Raw genomic sequence first — 16017 nt, 5'->3', positions numbered from 1 at the left:
GCGGGGACCGGACGACCGCCGGGCCGGATACGGCCTACAGCGCGTCCGGTCCCCGTTCGCCCGTGCGGACCCGCACCACCGTCTCGACCGGCTGCACCCACACCTTGCCGTCGCCGATGCGGCCGGTGCGGGCCGCATCGGTGAGCGCGTCGATGACGTCGTCCGCCTCCGCGTCGGCGACGACGACCTCGACGCGGACCTTGGGGACCAGGTCGACGCGGTACTCGGCGCCCCGGTACACCTCGGTGTGGCCGTGCTGCCGGCCGTAGCCGCCGGCCTCGGTGACGGTGAGCCCGTGCACCCCGCGTTCCTGGAGGGCGGCCTTCACCTCGTCGAGGCGGTGCGGTCTGATGACGGCGGTGATCAGCTTCATGGGGCGGGGTTCCTGTCCTGGGGGAGCGTGGCCGGCCGGGTGGTCACGGCCGGCGCGGCACCGTGACCCAGGGCGCCGTGATCGTAGGCGCTCTCCGCGTGTTGTGTCTGGTCCAGGCCCGTCAACTCCTCCTCCGCCGAGGCCCGCAGCCCCATGACGCGGTCGACGGCCCGGCCGATCGCGTACGTCATGCCGAAGGTGTACGCCGCCACGGCGACGACCGCGACGGCTTGCCGGGCGAGCTGGCCGAAGCCGCCCCCGTAGAACAGCCCCTCGGCGCCGCCGGTCATCGCGGCGGTGGCGAACAGGCCGATGAGCAGGGTGCCGACGACCCCGCCGACGAAGTGCACGCCGACGACGTCCAGGGAGTCGTCGTAGCCGAGGCGGAACTTCCAGGCGACCGCGTACGAGCAGACGACACCGGCCGCCAGTCCGACGGCGGCCCCGCCGAGGACGCCCACGGTGCCGCACGCCGGAGTGATCGCGACCAGTCCGGCGACCGCGCCCGAGGCCGCGCCGAAGGTGGTGGGGTGCCCGTCGCGCCGCTGCTCGACGAAGAGCCAGCCGAGCAGTCCGGTGCAGCCGGCCACCAGGGTGTTGAGGACGGAGGCCGCCGCCAGACCGTCGGCGGCGAGCGCGGAGCCGCCGTTGAACCCCAGCCAGCCGAACCAGAGCAGCCCCGCGCCGAGCATCACCATGGGCAGGCTGTGCGGGCGCATCGCCTCCTTCCGGAAACCGATGCGCGGCCCCACGACCAGGACGAGCGCCAGCCCGGACGCCCCGGACGCGATCTCCACGACGAGCCCGCCCGCGAAGTCCAGAGCGCCGAGCGACTCCTTGATCCAGCCGCCCGGCCCCCACACCCAGTGCGCGACCGGGGCGTATACGAGGAGCGTCCACACCGGGACCAGGACCAGCCAGGCCGCGAACCGGGTGCGGTCCGCGACCGCCCCGCTGATCAGCGCGGCGGTCAGGATCGCGAACGTCAGCTGGAACGTGGTGAACAGCAGCGTGGGCACCCCGCCCGTGAGGCTGCCGGGCCCGATGCCCGCCAGGCCCGCGTGGCGCAGGTTTCCGACGAGCCCGCCGAAGGCGTCGTCCCCGAACGCCAGCGAGTAGCCCGCGAGCAGCCAGACGACGGTGACGAGCGCGATGGCGACGAAGCTCATCATCAGCATGTTGAGTACGTTCTTCGTCCGGACCATCCCGGCGTAGAACAGGGCCAGTCCGGGCGTCATCAGCAGGACGAGCGCGGTGGCGGCGAGCAGCCAGGCGGTGTCACCTGTGTCGAGGCCTGCCGCGGCCACGGTCACGCGGGCCATGGGCGTTCCTTCCTCGGGGGTGCGGGCGACTGCGAGCGTGACCCGTGCGCGTTTCGTCCCGAGGTCCCGAAGGTTTCCGCCGCATTTCATTGCGTGCCGGTTGCCGTGGGCTCACGGCGGGGCGCGGTGACCGCCGGACGGCACAGCGCCCCCGGGCCCTACTCCTCGATCCGGGCCCCGGCCCCGCTCACCCGCACCCGGGGGTCGCCCGCGCGCAGTTCCACGCGCAGTTCGCCGGGGCGGCCCAGGTCCGTGCCCTGGTGCAGCAGGAGGACGGACTCCTCCGGGACCAGACCCCGCTCCCGCGCGTACGCGCCGAACGCGGCCGCCGCGGCCCCGGTCGCCGGATCCTCGACCACCCCGCCGACGGGGAAGGGGTCGCGGACGTGGAACACCGTCCCGGACTCCCGCCACACCAGTTGCAGGGTGGTGAGGTCCAAGCGGGTCATGAACGCCTTCAGCCGTTCGAAGTCGTACGCGAGCGCCGCCAGCCGCTCCCGGGTCGCGGCGGCGAGCACCAGATGCCGGGCGCCCGCGTAGCCGATCCGGGGCGGCAGTGCCGGGTCCAGCTCGGCGGCGTCCCAGCCCAGGGCCGCCAGCGCCTCGGCGACGTCCTCGTCCGCCACCGGGTGGACCGAGGGCTCCACGCTGGTGAGCGTCGCCCGCAGCGTCCCGTCCGGACCGCGCACCACCTCGACCGGGACGGTCCCGGCCCGGGTGGCGAGGACCAGCTCGCCGGGCCCGTGGCGTTCGGCGTGCGCCACGGCGGTGGCGATCGTGGCGTGCCCGCAGAAGGGCACCTCGGCCACCGGGGAGAAGTAGCGCACGGTGAAGGCGCGTTCGCGGCCGCGCAGCTCCGCCGGGGGCGCGGTCAGGAACGCGGTCTCGCTGTAGCCCAGCCGCGCGGCGACGGCCAGTTGCTCCGCGTCGGACAGTCCGGTGGCGTCCAGTACGACGCCGGCCGGGTTGCCGCCCGCCGGATCGGTGGAGAAGGCGGTGTAGCGGAGGATCTCGGGGGCGGGACCTGCGTGGGGTGTCGGTGTTGGTGTCGTCACCAGGCAAGCATGCGCGCGGCGGGCCCCGTGCGGGAGGAACGGCCCGGCCCGCGCACCGCCGCGCCTGCCCATGATCATGTGGGCTTCCTCACAGGGAAACCACAGGCCGGTGAGGCAACTGCCCCCTTTGGCCAGGAGTGTCGGACCGGGTGCCGCCGGACCGGGCGAGGGTGTGAAGAAAGGGTGACGACGGATCGGGGTGCCGGTCATACGATCACCCCATGTCGTGGGCGTGGGGCCCGTCCGCCACGACCCCGAGCCCGCACACGCCTTCACCGAAGCCCCTCTTTCCTTCCCGTCCTCCTCCGAACCCGAAGGGCCCTTGTGACGATTCGCCGCATCCTCGCCACCGCCGTCGCCGCCGCCGTGACGACCCCCGTTCTCCTCCTCTCGGCCGGACCGGCCCTGGCCGACGCCCGGCCCGCGGCCCCGGTCCAGGGGAAGCAGACCCAGGGGAAGCCCTCCATCGAGGAGCTGGAACTGGCCGCGGCCGCCGCGCAGAAGGCATACGACGCGGCCGTGGCGGCCGAGGACGCCGCGCTCGACGCGCTGCGGGCGTTCGACTCCGACACCCATCCGCTGGTCGTCGCCGTCACGGTCGCCAAGACCGCCGCGGCCGAGGCCACCACCGCGAAGACCGCCGCCGACCAGGCCGTCGTGGACGCGCGGGCGGTGCTGGACGCGCTCCCGGAGACGGCCACCGAGGAGGAGCGGACCGCCGCGGCGGCGAAGCTCACCGAGGCGGAGGGCAAGGCCGCGGAGGCCGCCACCGCCAAGACCGCGGCCGACACCGCGGTCACCACCGCCCAGACCGCGCTCGACGACGCACGGGTCGGCGCGGCCCGCGCGATCGGGGAGGCACAGAAGGTCACCAAGCAGGCGCTGGCCGACAAGAACGCCGCCGACGCGGCGCTCGCCAAGGCCAAGGAGGAGGCGGAGGAGGACGACGAGGACGACGAGGACTGTGTCGCCGAACCCCGTCTGACCACCGTCGTCACCGGACTGCCCTCGACCGTCGTGGCCGGCACGAAGGTCGACTTCAAGCTCCGGGTGACCAACGGAACGGAGAAGACGATGGACGAGGTGCTTCCGTTCGCCTACGTCCACGCCACCGACACCAGCGGGCGCGGCAGCCTGGAGGACCTGGTGCGCCTCCAGTGGTCGTCCGGGGCCTCCCACACGTGGAAGACCGTCGACAACAAAAACTACATGGACGCCGTCAGCCCGTTGAAGGCCGGTGCGCACGCCGACATCAAGCTACGGATGACGATCGACGCCAAGACCCCCGCGGGCAACGGCGTCACCTTCGTCGCCGGTGACTACTTCAACGAGGACGGCAGCTGCGGCGGCAGCCCGGACCTGGCGGAGTACGGGTTCACGATCGCCGCCGCGGGCAGCAAGCCCGGCAAGGTCGACGACGCCGAGCCCGAGCCCACCGCCTCCGGTTCCTCGGACGTCACCCCGCAGACCGGCGGCTCCGCGCGCCCCGCCGGCGGCACCCTCGCCGCCACGGGCGCGTCCTCCACGACCCCGCAGCTCGCTCTCGCGGGCGGTGCGGCCGTGGTGCTCGGCGCGGGCGCGGTGTACGCGGTCCGCCGCCGCAGGGCCGGTTCGCACATCTGATCCGTCGGCGGGACGCGGGGCGGTGCGCCCCCGTCCCGTGACGCACGGGTCCGGCACCCTCGTGGTGCCGGGCCCTTCCGCATGTCCGGGGGAGGGCAGGCGGGGCACGACGTCCCAGGTCGCGGCGGGCGCGGGCCCGTTGGCGCCCGGTGCGGGAAACCGTCCGACACTGTCCCGGAACCGCCGTCTCTGTCGCAGCGGCCCTGCAGAATTGTCCGTGATCGGTAACCGTGCTATCCCGAAGGCCTGTTCGCATGTCTTGATGGGTGCACGGCATCGGCGAGGGCGACACAGGGGCGGGGCGGACATGGCGAAGCACAAGGGCAGAGCAGGGCACTTCCGGCTGATGGCCGCGGCGCTCGGGGTGACGGCACTGGCCGCGGCGACCTCGCTGTGGACCGCGCAGGCCAACCCGGCCGACGGCAAGCCGCAGGCGAGTGTCTCCTCCCCGGCCGCCGAGCACCACGAGGAGGCGGAGGGCGACAAGGTCGTCAAGGTCGCGGAGGACATCGCGCACGCCTCGGACCGCGGCGAGCACGGCGTCAACATCACCATCGACGACGGCCCCGACCCGCGCTGGACCCCGCAGGTGCTGGAACTCCTCAAGGAGAACAAGGTCAAGGCCACGTTCTGCATGGTCGGCACGCAGGCCCAGGCCTATCCGAACCTGGTGAAGGCGGTCGTGGCCGGCGGGCACAAGCTCTGCAACCACACCGTCTCCCACGACACCGCGATGGACAAGAAGTCCGAGGCGTACCAGTCGAAGGAGATCCTGGACGCCGAGCGCATGATCACCAAGGCCTCCGGCGGTGTCCGCCCGCAGTACTACCGGGCCCCCGGCGGCGCGTTCACCCCGTACAGCCGGCACCTCGCCGCCTCCCACGGGATGCGCCCGCTCGGCTGGAACGTCGACACGAAGGACTTCGAGCGCCCCGGCGTCGACGCGATGGTCGCCACGGTCAAGAGCGAGATCTCCAACGGTCCGACGGTCCTCTTCCACGACGCGGGCGGCGACCGCTCCCAGACCCTGGAGGCGCTGCGCCAGGTCCTGCCGTGGCTGCGGGAGCAGGGCTACGAGTTCGGCTACCCGGTCCGCTGACCCGGACGCCCGCCGCCGTACCGCGCCACCACCGCCCCGACCGCCTGACGGACGCCCCCGTCAGGCGGTCGCGCGTCCGAGCGCGCCCGTCAGTTCGGTGAGCCGCTCGATCCGCAGGTCCGAGCCGTCGGCCCGCGGTGACGGGCCGCCCGTGTAGAAGTCCACGCCCCGGTCCAGCCAGACCCCGGTCAGCCCGGCCCGCACGGCCGCCCGCGCGTCGCCCTCCAGCACATCGCCCACATTGACCGCCCGCGCCGGATCCACCCCCATCCGCGCACACGCCGCCCCGTACGCGTGCGGCTTCGCCACCCCGAGTTCGGCGGGCGTCAGCACCGCCTCCACGTGCTCCAGCAGCCCGAACCGCTCCAGCTTCGCCCGCTGCTGCCCCGCGTTCCCGTTGGTGAGCACGGCCAGCCGGGGCCGCCCCTCCAGCCCCCTCAACTCCTCCAGGCACGGCAGCACATCGGGATAGCACCGCCAGTTCTCCGCGAACGGCGCCAGATACCGCTCCGCGATCCACGTATCCAGCCCGTCCCCGTCCGGCACCTCCTCCCCCAGCACCGGCAGAAACGCCCGCAGCCGCCGCCGGTGATGCTCCCCGAACGAACACTCCCCGGCCAGGTACTCCCCCATGTACCGGGCCTCCAGCGCCCACCACAGGTTCTCCAACTCCTCCGGTGGAGCCGTGGCGTTCGGAGCCTCGCGCGCGATCCGGCCGATGGTCTCGAAGACCGCGCCGCGGTGATCGACGAGGGTGCCGTCGAGGTCGAGGAAGATGACGTCTGCCATGGGGCGATCATCCCCCGGCCGGGCGTCGTGCCGATGCCTTTCGGAACCACCCGCCCCCGCCCCACGTCATGAGGATCATGGAACTGGCCGGAAGCACCATGGGCGACGACCCGTCCTGGGGCGAACTGCTGCTGGGGTTCGCCATCGTGGGGCTGTTCCCGTTGGTGATCGGCGGGGCGCTGCTGTTGGCCGTGATCGGGCTGGTCATGTGGGTGACGGCTCCGTTGCGGCGGCGGATGCGGGAGCGGGCGGAGGTGGTGGAGCCCGGCACGGAAGGGTCCGTGCCGGGCTCCGGTTCGTGAGGTGAGGCGGGGGCCTCAAGGGCGGGTCAGCGGACGTTGACCGCCTGGATGATCTGCTGGGTGACGGTGCCGCCCTTGTCGTCCTCGGCGCCGGCCTTGAGGGAGATCGAGGCCGCGTCGCGCGGGACGGTGAGGGTGCCGGTCCAGGAGGCGCCGGAGCCCTTCAGGGCGACGGACTTCCAGGTGGTGCCGTTGTCGTAGGAGACCTGGAGGGTGCCGCCGCTCAGCGTGCCGGTGCCGGCCGCGCCCTTGACGTACGCGGCGGACAGGCCGACCGGGAGGCGGGTGCCCGCCCTGACCGTGCCGGCGAGGTCCGTGTCGAGGGAGTAGTCGAGGTTGATCAGCGGGAGGAAGGTGTACCGGTCGTCCGGGGTCTCGGCCGAGCGGAAGGTCCACTCGCTGTGCGCGGTGGTGCCGATGCCCCAGACCTTCGGGTCGAGTGCGGTGTCGGTGGCCACCTTGAAGGGCAGTTCGGAGCCGTCGGTGACGCCGAACTGGGCGGTGCTGCCCAGCCTCCTGCCCGCGCTCTCGCCGTCGACCCAGGCCTCGGTGTACTGAGTCGTCCCGGCCGCCGCGCTGTACGGGTCACCGAATCCGGTGTGGTCGGGGCCGGAGTCGCCCCAGCCGGGGATGTTGAAGCGGAGGGAGTTGCCCACGCGCTGCTGGCCCCAGCCGAGACCGCTGCCGCCGTACGGGTGCCAGACCGGCTTGAACCAGTTCAGCTCGGTCCGCTTGCCCGCCGGGTAGGTGACCAGGCCGCTGCGCTGTTCCAGGCTCTCGCCGATGTTCACCGACTCGTGCCACTGCTGGCCCTCCTCGACCGACACGTAGTCCGTGCGGTGGCCGGGGAACGTCCGGGCCTCCTGGAAGCCGCCCGCGACCCGGAAGGACGGGTCGACCGAGTAGCGGAACTCGGAGCCGGCGGCCTTCTTGTTGCCGTAGTAGGTGGTGTCGACGGTGGCGAGCTGGTTCGCGCGCGGGGCGAAGACCAGGCTGCGGTCCGGGATCGCGCCCCGGTAGCCCTTCGACAGGTCGTAGACGTAGTCGAGCGTGTCACGCGGTGTGCCCGTCGTCTCCGCCCTGCGGCCGTGGCGCTCCATGGTCAGCAGCCGGGCGAAGTCCGCCGCGTCCACGCTGGTGATCTGGAGCGGCCGGTCCTGGCCCGCCTCGTCGTAGAAGACGGTGTTGAGGCGTCCGGGGGCGTCGTCCGTGAGGAACAGCGCCTTGGCGCCCGCGTCCTGCGCGGCCTGGGCGATCTGCGCGGGGGAGAGGGTGCCGTCGACGTGCACGAGGGCGGCCTTGCCCTTGACGTCGCGGCCCGCGTAGTCGGCGGGCGCCCCGGCCCCGGCGTTCACCAGGCGCAGCCGGTTGCGGCCCGGGAGCACGGTGGAACCGGGCTGGTTCCAGGACTCCTCGACGCCCTTGGTGACGACCTGCGGCTGCCCCTCGCGCCAGGTGGTGCGGAAGGCGTACGTGCCCTCGGTGACCTTGTCGGTCGGCGCGGCGAGCAGGGTGTCGTACTTGATGGGCATGAGGACCATGCCGAAGACGTCGGTGCCGCCCGCGTTGCGGTCGTACTGGATCAGCGTCTGGTGCGGCTCGGTGTCCTTGGCGACCCTGGTCCCGACCTCGCGGAGCGTCCGGCCGTCGAGGGTGACCTCGCGGTCGCCGGTGAGCGTGATGCCGGGGGAGGCGAGGTAGCCGAGGCCCAGGGAGTCCTTGCCGTGGGTGCCGGGCACGTCGAGCAGCGTGTCCAGGTAGTACGAACCCGGCTTGAGGCGCAGCTGGACGGTGCCGGAGTCGCCGACCTCGGCGCTGCCCGGGAGGGCGTCCTTCGCGAGCTGCATGAAGCTCAGCCCGGCGGCCGTCGGTCGTCCGTCGCGGTCCTTGACGTGGACGGTGAGGGTGTAGCGCTCCTCCTCCTTGACCAGGCCGAACGCGGTGTGCGCGACGACCGTGCCGCCCGAGGTGGCGGTGATCTGCCCGGAGTTGGTGCCGACGGCTCCCTTCGCCCCGTCGCCGGTGACGGTGGTGGAGGCGGTGCCGTGCGCGGGCACGGTCAGCTTGGTGTCGGCGAGCGTGGCGAGGCCGGCGGCGCCGCCCTCCACGGCCAGGTCCAGTGCGACGGCGGTGTCGGAGGCGTTGGAGTAGGTGATGGTCCGGGTGACCGGCTCGTTGTCCTCGTACGGCCAGGCGTACATGCCGAGGTCCACGCTGCCGGTCGCGGTGACCTGTGCGGCGATCGCGTCCGGGACGGAGACCCGGCCCGCGCCGATCGCGTACGCCGAGGCGTCCAGCCGCTTCGAGGAGGACATCAGCGCGTCCTTCAGCTGCTGTCCGGTCCAGTCGGGGTGCTCCTGCGCCACCAGCGCGGCCATGCCCGCGACGTGCGGCGTCGCCATCGACGTCCCGCTCATCGTGGTGTACGAGCCGGAGCCCTCGGCCAGCGAGGAGCGGGCGGCGAGGATGTCCACGCCCGGGGCGGAGACGTCCGGCTTGAGGCCGTTGTCGCCCAGGCGCGGGCCCTGGCTGGAGAAGCCGGCCCGGCGGTCGTCCGCGTCCACGGCGCCGACCGTGAGCGCGGAGTCGGCGGCGCCGGGCGAACCGATCGTCCCCGGGCCGTACGCGTTGCCCGCCGCGATGACGAACAGCGCGCCGGTCTCCGCGGAGAGGGTGTTGACGGCCTGGGCCATCGGGTCGGTGCCGTCGCTGCCGGTGTCCGAACCGAGCGACATGGAGATGACCTTGGCCTTGACGTCCTTGGCCGCCCACTCCATGCCCGCGATGATCTGGGACTCGTCGCCGTAGCCCTCGTCGGAGAGGACCTTGCCGACGGCGAGGGTGGCGTCGGGGGCGACGCCCTTCTCCTTGCCGTCCGACGCGGCGCCGGAGCCGCCGACCGTGGACGAGACGTGCGTGCCGTGGCCGTGGCGGTCGGCGACCTCCTGGCCGGCGATGAACGACTTCGACTCGGTGACGCGCGAGGCGAGATCGGGGTGCGAGGCGTCGTAGCCGGTGTCGAGGACCGCGACCTTCACGCCCTTGCCGGTCAGCCCGGCCTCCCACGCCTCGGGCGTGCCGATCTGGGCGTTGGACTCGGCCATGTCGGCCTTCACCCGGCCGTCCAGCCAGACCTTGCCGATGCCGGAGGAGTAACCGGTCTTCGCGGTCAGGCCGTTCCAGAACGCGCGGCCCTTGTCCGCGTCGAGGGCGGCACCGCCGATGGCGCCCAGTGTGCGGGTGCGCTCCGCGCCGCGGGGTGCGGCGGCGGCGCTGCGGGCGGCCTTGCCGCGGTAGGTGACGATCAGCGGGGTGGCGTCGGCCTTCGTGTCGGCGAGCCCCTGCTCCAGCAGGCCCGTCACGTCGAAGAGCCGCCGGTCGAGCGTGCCGGACGCCAGGTACGGCCGGGCCTCGTCGGGTATGACGCTGATCCGTCCGTCGACGACCTGGGTGCGGACGAGTCCGTCCACACCCTGGGGACGGGTGACGTCGACGGTCTGCCGGCCGCCGCCGATGTCCGTCACGGTCACCTTGTCGCCGGTCACCAGCGTCACCGTGTGGGCGGCGCGGGCGGCCTTGGTTGCCGGGGCGGGCGCGGTGCCCTGCACGGCCGGTGCGGCGGAGGCGCCGGCCATGGGCAGGAGCGCGAACGCGAGCCCGGCCGACAGCAGGGCCGCGCCGTGTCGCGCGGTACCTCTTGTCATCGTTGCCCTCTCCTCGTAGCGGCGCCGGGCGAGGGGTGTCACCCGGCGTTGCGACGAGTGTCCGGGCGGTGATCGGCCCGCACGAGGTCCCTGACCTGGCGGGAAACTGCCTCGGCATGTTCCCGCCAAGACCGGTCACGGCAGTGGACGAGGGAGGGAGGGGATGAGGGCGTGCGACCGCCGAGGGGCTCGACCGCCGCGGGGCTCAGTCGCTCCAGACGACCGGGCTCCGCCGGTACGCGTCGTCCTCGTCGAACGAGGCGCCCGTCACGGGCGAGGTCTTCGTGGCACTGAGCGAGCAGGTCTCGAAGGAGGTGCCCTTCTCGGTGAACTCCGCGGGGGCGACCTCGTTGTCGCACTTCCCGGGGACGTCGCCGATCAGGATGACCCCGGTGCCGTTGCCGTCCGCCAGGACGCCGTCCAGCTTGAGCGAGGCGTACGAGAGGTCGGTGCCGCCGACGTTCTCGATGCGCATCCTCAGGTAGTACGGCGTCATGCCCTTGGCCTTCGCGCCGAACGCGGACATGTCGGAGGGGGCGCCCTTCTCGATCGCCGTCACCGTCACGGCGATGGTGCCCTTCTTCGTGTTCGTGTACCGGTACGGCAGCACGGCCCGCTCGCCGACCTTGAGCTTCGTCCCCGGCGCGGTCACCTCGCCGGCGGGCGCCGCACCCTCGTCGCCGCCCGTGGACGGGCTCGCGGCGGGCTCGGACGAGGCCGGTGCGGGGGCAGGGTCCGACGCCGGGGGCGAGACCTGCGCGGCGGGGCCGGTGTCGTCGCCGTTGCAGGCGGAGAGCCCGAGCACCATGGTGACGGTGGTGGCCGCGAGAGCGATGCGTCCCTTGTGCACTGCCTGTACCTCTGACTCACTGGAGGGGCGAGCCGCGCGGTGCGGCGGCTCGGAGTGGCGCTCACGGTGACACACCCCGGAATACGCCCGGCACACGTCCGGAATACGGGCCCGGGGGCCGGGCCTCAGCGGATCGCGGACCGGACGGCCGCCGCCTCCCCGGCCGGCGACGAGGCGCCCGCACCGTCCCCCGCGGCGGCCCGCAGCCGCGCGAGCCCGTCGAGCACTCCCGCGAGCAGATACGGGTAGTGGATGCCCCGGGCGACCTCCACCGCGTGCTCCCCGCGCGCGATCGCCTCCACCAGCCCCGGACGGCCGGAACCGTCCGCCTCCGCCGCGTACAGACGCGGATCGAGCAGATCGACGTGGACGCGCGTCTCGAACATCGGGTCGTGGAGGGCGCACGCGATGCCGGCGGCCTCGTCGAGCCGCCGGTAGGCCGCCTCGTACGCGCCCCGCGCCGCGTGCAGCCGGCCCCAGGCGTGCGCCCGGTAGAACGCGCCCGAGGGCCCCATGTCCCCGGCCCGGCCGTTCAGTTCGGCGAACGACGCCTCGGCGTCGGCGACGCGGCCGAGCCCGAGCCGCGCCTGCCCCAGCCAGTAGGTGCCCCGCGCGACCAGCGTACGGATCCCCTGCGCCCGCGCCTCGGCGACGATCTCCGCGAACACCTCGGCCGCCGCCCCGGGCCGGTCCGCCTGGAGGTGCGCCAGACCGACCTGGGAGTACGCGTGCAGCGCGGCGGCCGGCTGCCCGCCCGCGACGAGTCGCGCGTACGCCTCGCCCCCGGCCGCGATCGCCTCCGTCAGCCGCCCGTTGGGCACCAGGAAGAACGGCGCGTTGCTCAGCGCCTCCAGATAGCCCCGCCGGTCCTCGATCCGCGCGAACAGCTCCATCGCCTCGGTGTTGCACTCCTCGGCGGGCCCGTAACGCCGCCGGGTGTAGTGCAGACCGGCCATCGAGATCAGCAGCCTGGCCCGGCCGCGCACATGGCCCGCCCGTTCGGCCGCGCCCGTCGCCGTCGCGTAGCACTCGGCCCAGTCGTCGAAGTACCGCTCCGTCTCGAACAGCACGTGCCCGCCCACGGCCAGTTCCCAGCACAACTCGTCGCGGCCCAGCTCCGCGGCCTGCCGCACCCCGGCGACCAGCGCCAGACGCTCCGGATCCAGGAGCGTCATCGGCGGTGCGCCCTGCGGCAGACAGGCGCGCACCACCTCGGGGCGCCATCGCGCGGCGTCGCGCTGGTACATGTTCTGCCCCATGTGGTCCCGGTCCGCGATGTCCGTGAGCGCCAGCAGCGCGCCGAGCACCCGGACCACCGCACCGGACCGGTCCTCCGCCAGCTCCTCCGCCTCCGCGCGCTCCCGCGCGTACGCGCGGACCAGATCGTGGAAGCCGTACCGGGCCCGCCCGTCCGGGGTGACGGTCACATCGAGCAGATGGACGTCGACCAGCTCGTCGAGGAGGTCCCGGGCCTCGCCCGGACCGGTGTCGAGCGCGGCGGCCGCCGCCCAGAGCGGGACGTCGGGCGCCTCCAGCAGCCCCAGCAGCCGGAACAGCCGCCGGGCGGCGGGCCGCAGCCCCTCGTAACTGAGCCCGAAACTGGCCCGCACCTCCAGATTCCGGTACCGCAGCGCGTCCAGCCGCTGCCGGGCGTCCGCGAGCCTCGGCACCAGGTCCGCCGGGCGCCAGTGCGGCCGTGACACCAGCAGCGAGCCGACGATGCGCAGGGCGAGCGGCAGCCGGGCGCAGAGCCGGACCAGCTCGGCGAGTTCGGCCGGATCGGCGCGGTCGAGCCGGCCGCCGGTGCTGTTGCGCAGCAGGGCCAGACCGTCGGCCTCGGACATCTCGCGCAGAGCGACCCGGTGCGCCCCGCCGAGCCCGCCCAGCCGGACCCGCCCGGTGACCAGCACCCCGCAGGTTCCGCTGGCCGGCATCAGCGGGGCGACCTGCTCCTCGTCGTACGCGTCGTCCAGCACGACGAGGATCCGCCGCTCCGCGAGCAGCCCCCGGTACAGCTCCGCGCGTTCCTGCGGATCGTCCGGTACGGCGGTGGCGGGAACGCCCAGCGCCCGCAGGAAGCGGCCGAGCACGGCGACCGGGTCGACCGGCCGGTTCCGCGCCCCGGCCAGCGCCGCGAAGAGCTGCCCGTCGGGGTAGACCGAGCCCAGCCGGTGCGCGGCCTGGACCGCGAGCGCGGTCTTTCCGCTGCCGCCGGGGCCCGAGACGGTGACCACGCCGGCCGGTTCGTGCACGGACCGTACGTGCCGCAACACCGCCTCGATCCCCGCCAGTTCGGCCCGCTGGCCGCTGAAGTCGTCGAGGGCGGGCGGCAGCATCCGGGCGCCGCGCGGCACGGGGGCCGGGCGCGCGGCCGGGCCCCGGGGCTCCACCGGCGCAGCGGCTCCCGGGGGCTTCGCTCGGTGCTTTGCGCGTGACTTCTCCGGCTTCTGGGCCTGTTCCTGTTCCTGTTCCTGCTTCTTTTGCTGCTCCTGTTCCTGTTCCTGGTCCCGGTCCGGGTTCGGTTGCCGTTGAGGTTCCCGTTCCCGTTCCCGTTCGTGTTCCGCCCGTGGTGCGCGGGCCGGGGGCCGTGGTGGGTCCGGTTCCGGGGCGGGGCCGCTGCCGCTGCCGAGGATCGCGCGGTGCAGGTCCTGGAGGGCCCGGCCCGGTTCCAGGCCGGTCTCCTCGGCGAGGACGTCACGGATCCGCAGATACGCGAGCAGGGCGTCCGCGCGCCGCCCGCAGTGGTGGAGGGCGCGCATCAGCTGCGCCCACATGCGCTCACGGAACGGGTGGTCCATCGTCAACGCGGTGAGTTCGCCCAGCAGTTCCGCGTGGAGGCCGAGCCGGAAACCGGCGTCGATGCGGTCCTCCCGTACCCCGAGCCGGAGTTCGTCGAGGCGTGCCGCCTCCGGGACGAGCACCGGAACGTCCGCGAACCCGGCGAACGCGGGCCCGCGCCACAGCGCCAGGGCCTCCCCGAACAGCCGGAACGCCCGGTCGTGCTCCCCCGAGGCGGATGCGGCCCTGGCCTCGGCCGCCAGGTCCTCGAAGCGCGTCGCGTCCAGTTCGTGCCGCCCGGCGCCGAGCAGATAGCCCTGCCCCTGCCGGGTGATGCGGTCCGGATCGCCCAGGCGCCGGCGGAGCCGGTGGACGTAGGTCTGGACGTTCTTGGCGGCGCTCTTGGGCGGATCGTCGCCCCAGACGGCCTCCACCAGCGCGTCGGCGTCGACCACCCGGCCGCGCCGGCACAGGAGTACGGCCAGGAGCACGCGGCCCTTCGGCGTACCGAGCTCCACCGGCAGCCCGTCCCGCCGCGCGGTGAGGGGACCGAGCACTCCGAATTCCACCGCCCACCGCCTTTCCGACGGCCACTGTAGGTGGCGGCGGGAACGGCGACGGGGCGGTGGCGGAAGCGGGACGGAACGGTGACGGCGCGGAGGTGGGGCGGTGGTGGGAGGGACGGAACGGTGACGGTCCGGGCGGGCCCGGGGGCGTTGTACGGGGGTGTCGTTCGGCCCGTACCGGGCGGGCCCGGGGACGTTGTCCGGCCCGTCCCGGGCGGGCCGGGGGGTGTCGTCCGGACAGTCCCGGGCGGGCCCGGGGGTGTTGTTCAGACGGTGGGCGCGTCCGCCGGCACCGGGGCCGTGGCCGTCCGCGCTCCCGCGGTGACGACGGGGCGGCGCCGGGCGGGCAGCCCCATGGTGGGGTTGGCGACGCCCCAGGCGGCGCCCTTGCAGACGACCTCCTTGTAGAAGGCGGCCAGTCGGCCCGTGAGGGCACGCTCGACGGAGCGGTCGTCGGCGGTGACGAACTGGATCAGCCCTTCGCCGCGGCCCAGCGAGACGCACTGGTTGAAGTAGCGGAGCGGGACCTCGGGGACCTTGACCCCGGTGAGCCGGGCGGCGATGGCGTCGGCGGCCTGCCAGGCCATGGGGACGCCCGAGGCGCAGGACATGCGCAGCGGCTTGTCCTCGGCACCGAGGGCCAGCGCGGCATCGCCCACGGCGTACACGTCCGGGTGCGAGACCGAGCGCATGGTGGCGTCGACGGCGATCCGGCCGTCGTCGGCGAGCTCCAGGGCGGTGCTCCGGGCGAGGCCGTGGGTGGCGAAGCCGGTGGTCCAGACGGTGACGTCGGCGGGCAGGCTCCGGCCGTCGGCGGTGGTGACGTGGTTGTACCCGACGGAGTCGACGGCGGCGTGCTCGTGGACGGTGATCCCGAGCCGGCCGGCCACCTTCCGCAGGTGGGCGCGGCCCTTCTCCGAGAGCCAGTCGCCGAGGGTGCCCCGCACGGCCAGCGAGACATCGAGCCGGGGGTGGGCCTCGGCGATCTCGGTGACCGCCTCCACCCCGGTCAGCCCGCCGCCGACGACGACCACGGACCGGCCGTCCTCCAGGGCGGCCAGCCGGTCGCGGAGCCGCAGCGCCCCGGCGCGCGAGGAGAGTTCGTGGGCGTGCTCGGCGGCGCCGGGGACGCCCCCGTCGTTCCAGCCGCTGCCGAGGGCGTAGACGAGGGTGTCGTACTCCAGGACCTCCTCGGCCCCCGGCTCCGGGCCGTCCGCGGCGGCGACCGTCACGGCCCTGCGCTCCACGTCCACGGCGGTGACGCCGGCGAGCTTCAGCCGGACGCCGGTGCCGGCGAACATCGCCCGGAAGGGGCGCGCCTTGAGGTCCTGGCCGGCCGCGAGCTGGTGCAGCCGGACGCGCTCGACGAAGTCGGGCTCGGGGTTCACGAGGGTGATGGTCACGTCCTCGGGGCGCAGCCGCCGGGCGAGACGGCCGGCGGCGATGGCCCCGGTGTAGCCGGCTCCGAGGACGACGATGCGGTGCTGCATGTCCGTGCTCCTGTCTGGGCGGTCCGCCGTGGTTCGGCGTCGTGTCACCCCCTGAACCGGACAGCG

11 protein-coding genes are annotated in these 16017 nt (G+C 73.9%); 3 read left to right on the top strand and 8 right to left on the bottom strand.

Features of this window, described 5'->3' with window-relative positions:
* Nucleotides 1–34 precede the first annotated feature (34 nt).
* The 3 genes from ACZ4FH_RS00500 to ACZ4FH_RS00490 form a co-directional block, all read right to left on the bottom strand.
* The gene (locus tag ACZ4FH_RS00500; protein WP_383630922.1) at nucleotides 35–373 is read right to left on the bottom strand and encodes a P-II family nitrogen regulator; all 339 of its coding nucleotides are present in this window, start codon (nucleotides 371–373) and stop codon (nucleotides 35–37) included.
* Nucleotides 370–1695, bottom strand: a complete 1326-nt coding sequence (locus ACZ4FH_RS00495; RefSeq protein WP_467301395.1) for an ammonium transporter — start codon at nucleotides 1693–1695, stop codon at nucleotides 370–372. The genes ACZ4FH_RS00500 and ACZ4FH_RS00495 overlap by 4 nt, the downstream gene beginning before the upstream one ends.
* A gap of 158 nt (nucleotides 1696–1853) precedes the next feature.
* A complete protein-coding gene (locus ACZ4FH_RS00490; RefSeq protein WP_467301394.1) occupies nucleotides 1854–2750 on the bottom strand; it encodes a PhzF family phenazine biosynthesis protein in 897 nt (298 codons plus the stop codon).
* Nucleotides 2751–3074: 324 nt separating this feature from the next.
* Here ACZ4FH_RS00490 and ACZ4FH_RS00485 point away from each other — a divergent pair, with 324 nt between their 5' ends.
* Both ACZ4FH_RS00485 and ACZ4FH_RS00480 read left to right on the top strand, forming a co-directional pair.
* The gene (locus ACZ4FH_RS00485; RefSeq protein WP_467301393.1) at nucleotides 3075–4373 is read left to right on the top strand and encodes an LAETG motif-containing sortase-dependent surface protein; all 1299 of its coding nucleotides are present in this window, start codon (nucleotides 3075–3077) and stop codon (nucleotides 4371–4373) included.
* A gap of 307 nt (nucleotides 4374–4680) precedes the next feature.
* On the top strand, nucleotides 4681–5472 hold the full coding sequence (locus ACZ4FH_RS00480) for a polysaccharide deacetylase family protein (protein WP_467301392.1): 792 nt from the start codon (nucleotides 4681–4683) through the stop codon (nucleotides 5470–5472).
* A 60-nt stretch (nucleotides 5473–5532) separates the two neighbouring features.
* On the opposite strand, the gene ACZ4FH_RS00475 is transcribed toward ACZ4FH_RS00480, so the two are convergent.
* Nucleotides 5533–6261, bottom strand: a complete 729-nt coding sequence (locus tag ACZ4FH_RS00475; protein ID WP_467301391.1) for an HAD family hydrolase — start codon at nucleotides 6259–6261, stop codon at nucleotides 5533–5535.
* A 68-nt stretch (nucleotides 6262–6329) separates the two neighbouring features.
* On the opposite strand from ACZ4FH_RS00475, the gene ACZ4FH_RS00470 reads away from it, so the two are divergent.
* Nucleotides 6330–6563 (top strand): hypothetical protein, encoded by a 234-nt coding sequence (locus ACZ4FH_RS00470; protein ID WP_467301390.1) that lies wholly within the window; start codon nucleotides 6330–6332, stop codon nucleotides 6561–6563.
* Between the two features lie 26 nt (nucleotides 6564–6589).
* Here the strand turns inward: ACZ4FH_RS00470 and ACZ4FH_RS00465 are convergent, their stop codons facing one another.
* The 4 genes from ACZ4FH_RS00465 to ACZ4FH_RS00450 all read right to left on the bottom strand — a co-directional run bounded on the left by ACZ4FH_RS00465 (nucleotide 6590) and on the right by ACZ4FH_RS00450 (nucleotide 15951).
* Nucleotides 6590–10267, bottom strand: coding sequence for a S8 family serine peptidase (locus tag ACZ4FH_RS00465; RefSeq protein ID WP_467301389.1), 3678 nt, complete (start codon nucleotides 10265–10267; stop codon nucleotides 6590–6592).
* Nucleotides 10268–10472: 205 nt separating this feature from the next.
* Nucleotides 10473–11117, bottom strand: coding sequence for a hypothetical protein (locus ACZ4FH_RS00460; RefSeq protein WP_467301388.1), 645 nt, complete (start codon nucleotides 11115–11117; stop codon nucleotides 10473–10475).
* A gap of 125 nt (nucleotides 11118–11242) precedes the next feature.
* Nucleotides 11243–14464 (bottom strand): AfsR/SARP family transcriptional regulator, encoded by a 3222-nt coding sequence (locus tag ACZ4FH_RS00455; RefSeq protein ID WP_467301387.1) that lies wholly within the window; start codon nucleotides 14462–14464, stop codon nucleotides 11243–11245.
* A 263-nt stretch (nucleotides 14465–14727) separates the two neighbouring features.
* A complete protein-coding gene (locus ACZ4FH_RS00450; protein ID WP_467301386.1) occupies nucleotides 14728–15951 on the bottom strand; it encodes an NAD(P)/FAD-dependent oxidoreductase in 1224 nt (407 codons plus the stop codon).
* Nucleotides 15952–16017: the final 66 nt, after the last annotated feature.

The organism is Streptomyces sp. NPDC024555 (assembly GCF_055559335.1).
Note: the sequence above shows the minus strand (reverse complement) of the source record. Positions and strands in the feature narration are given on the sequence as shown.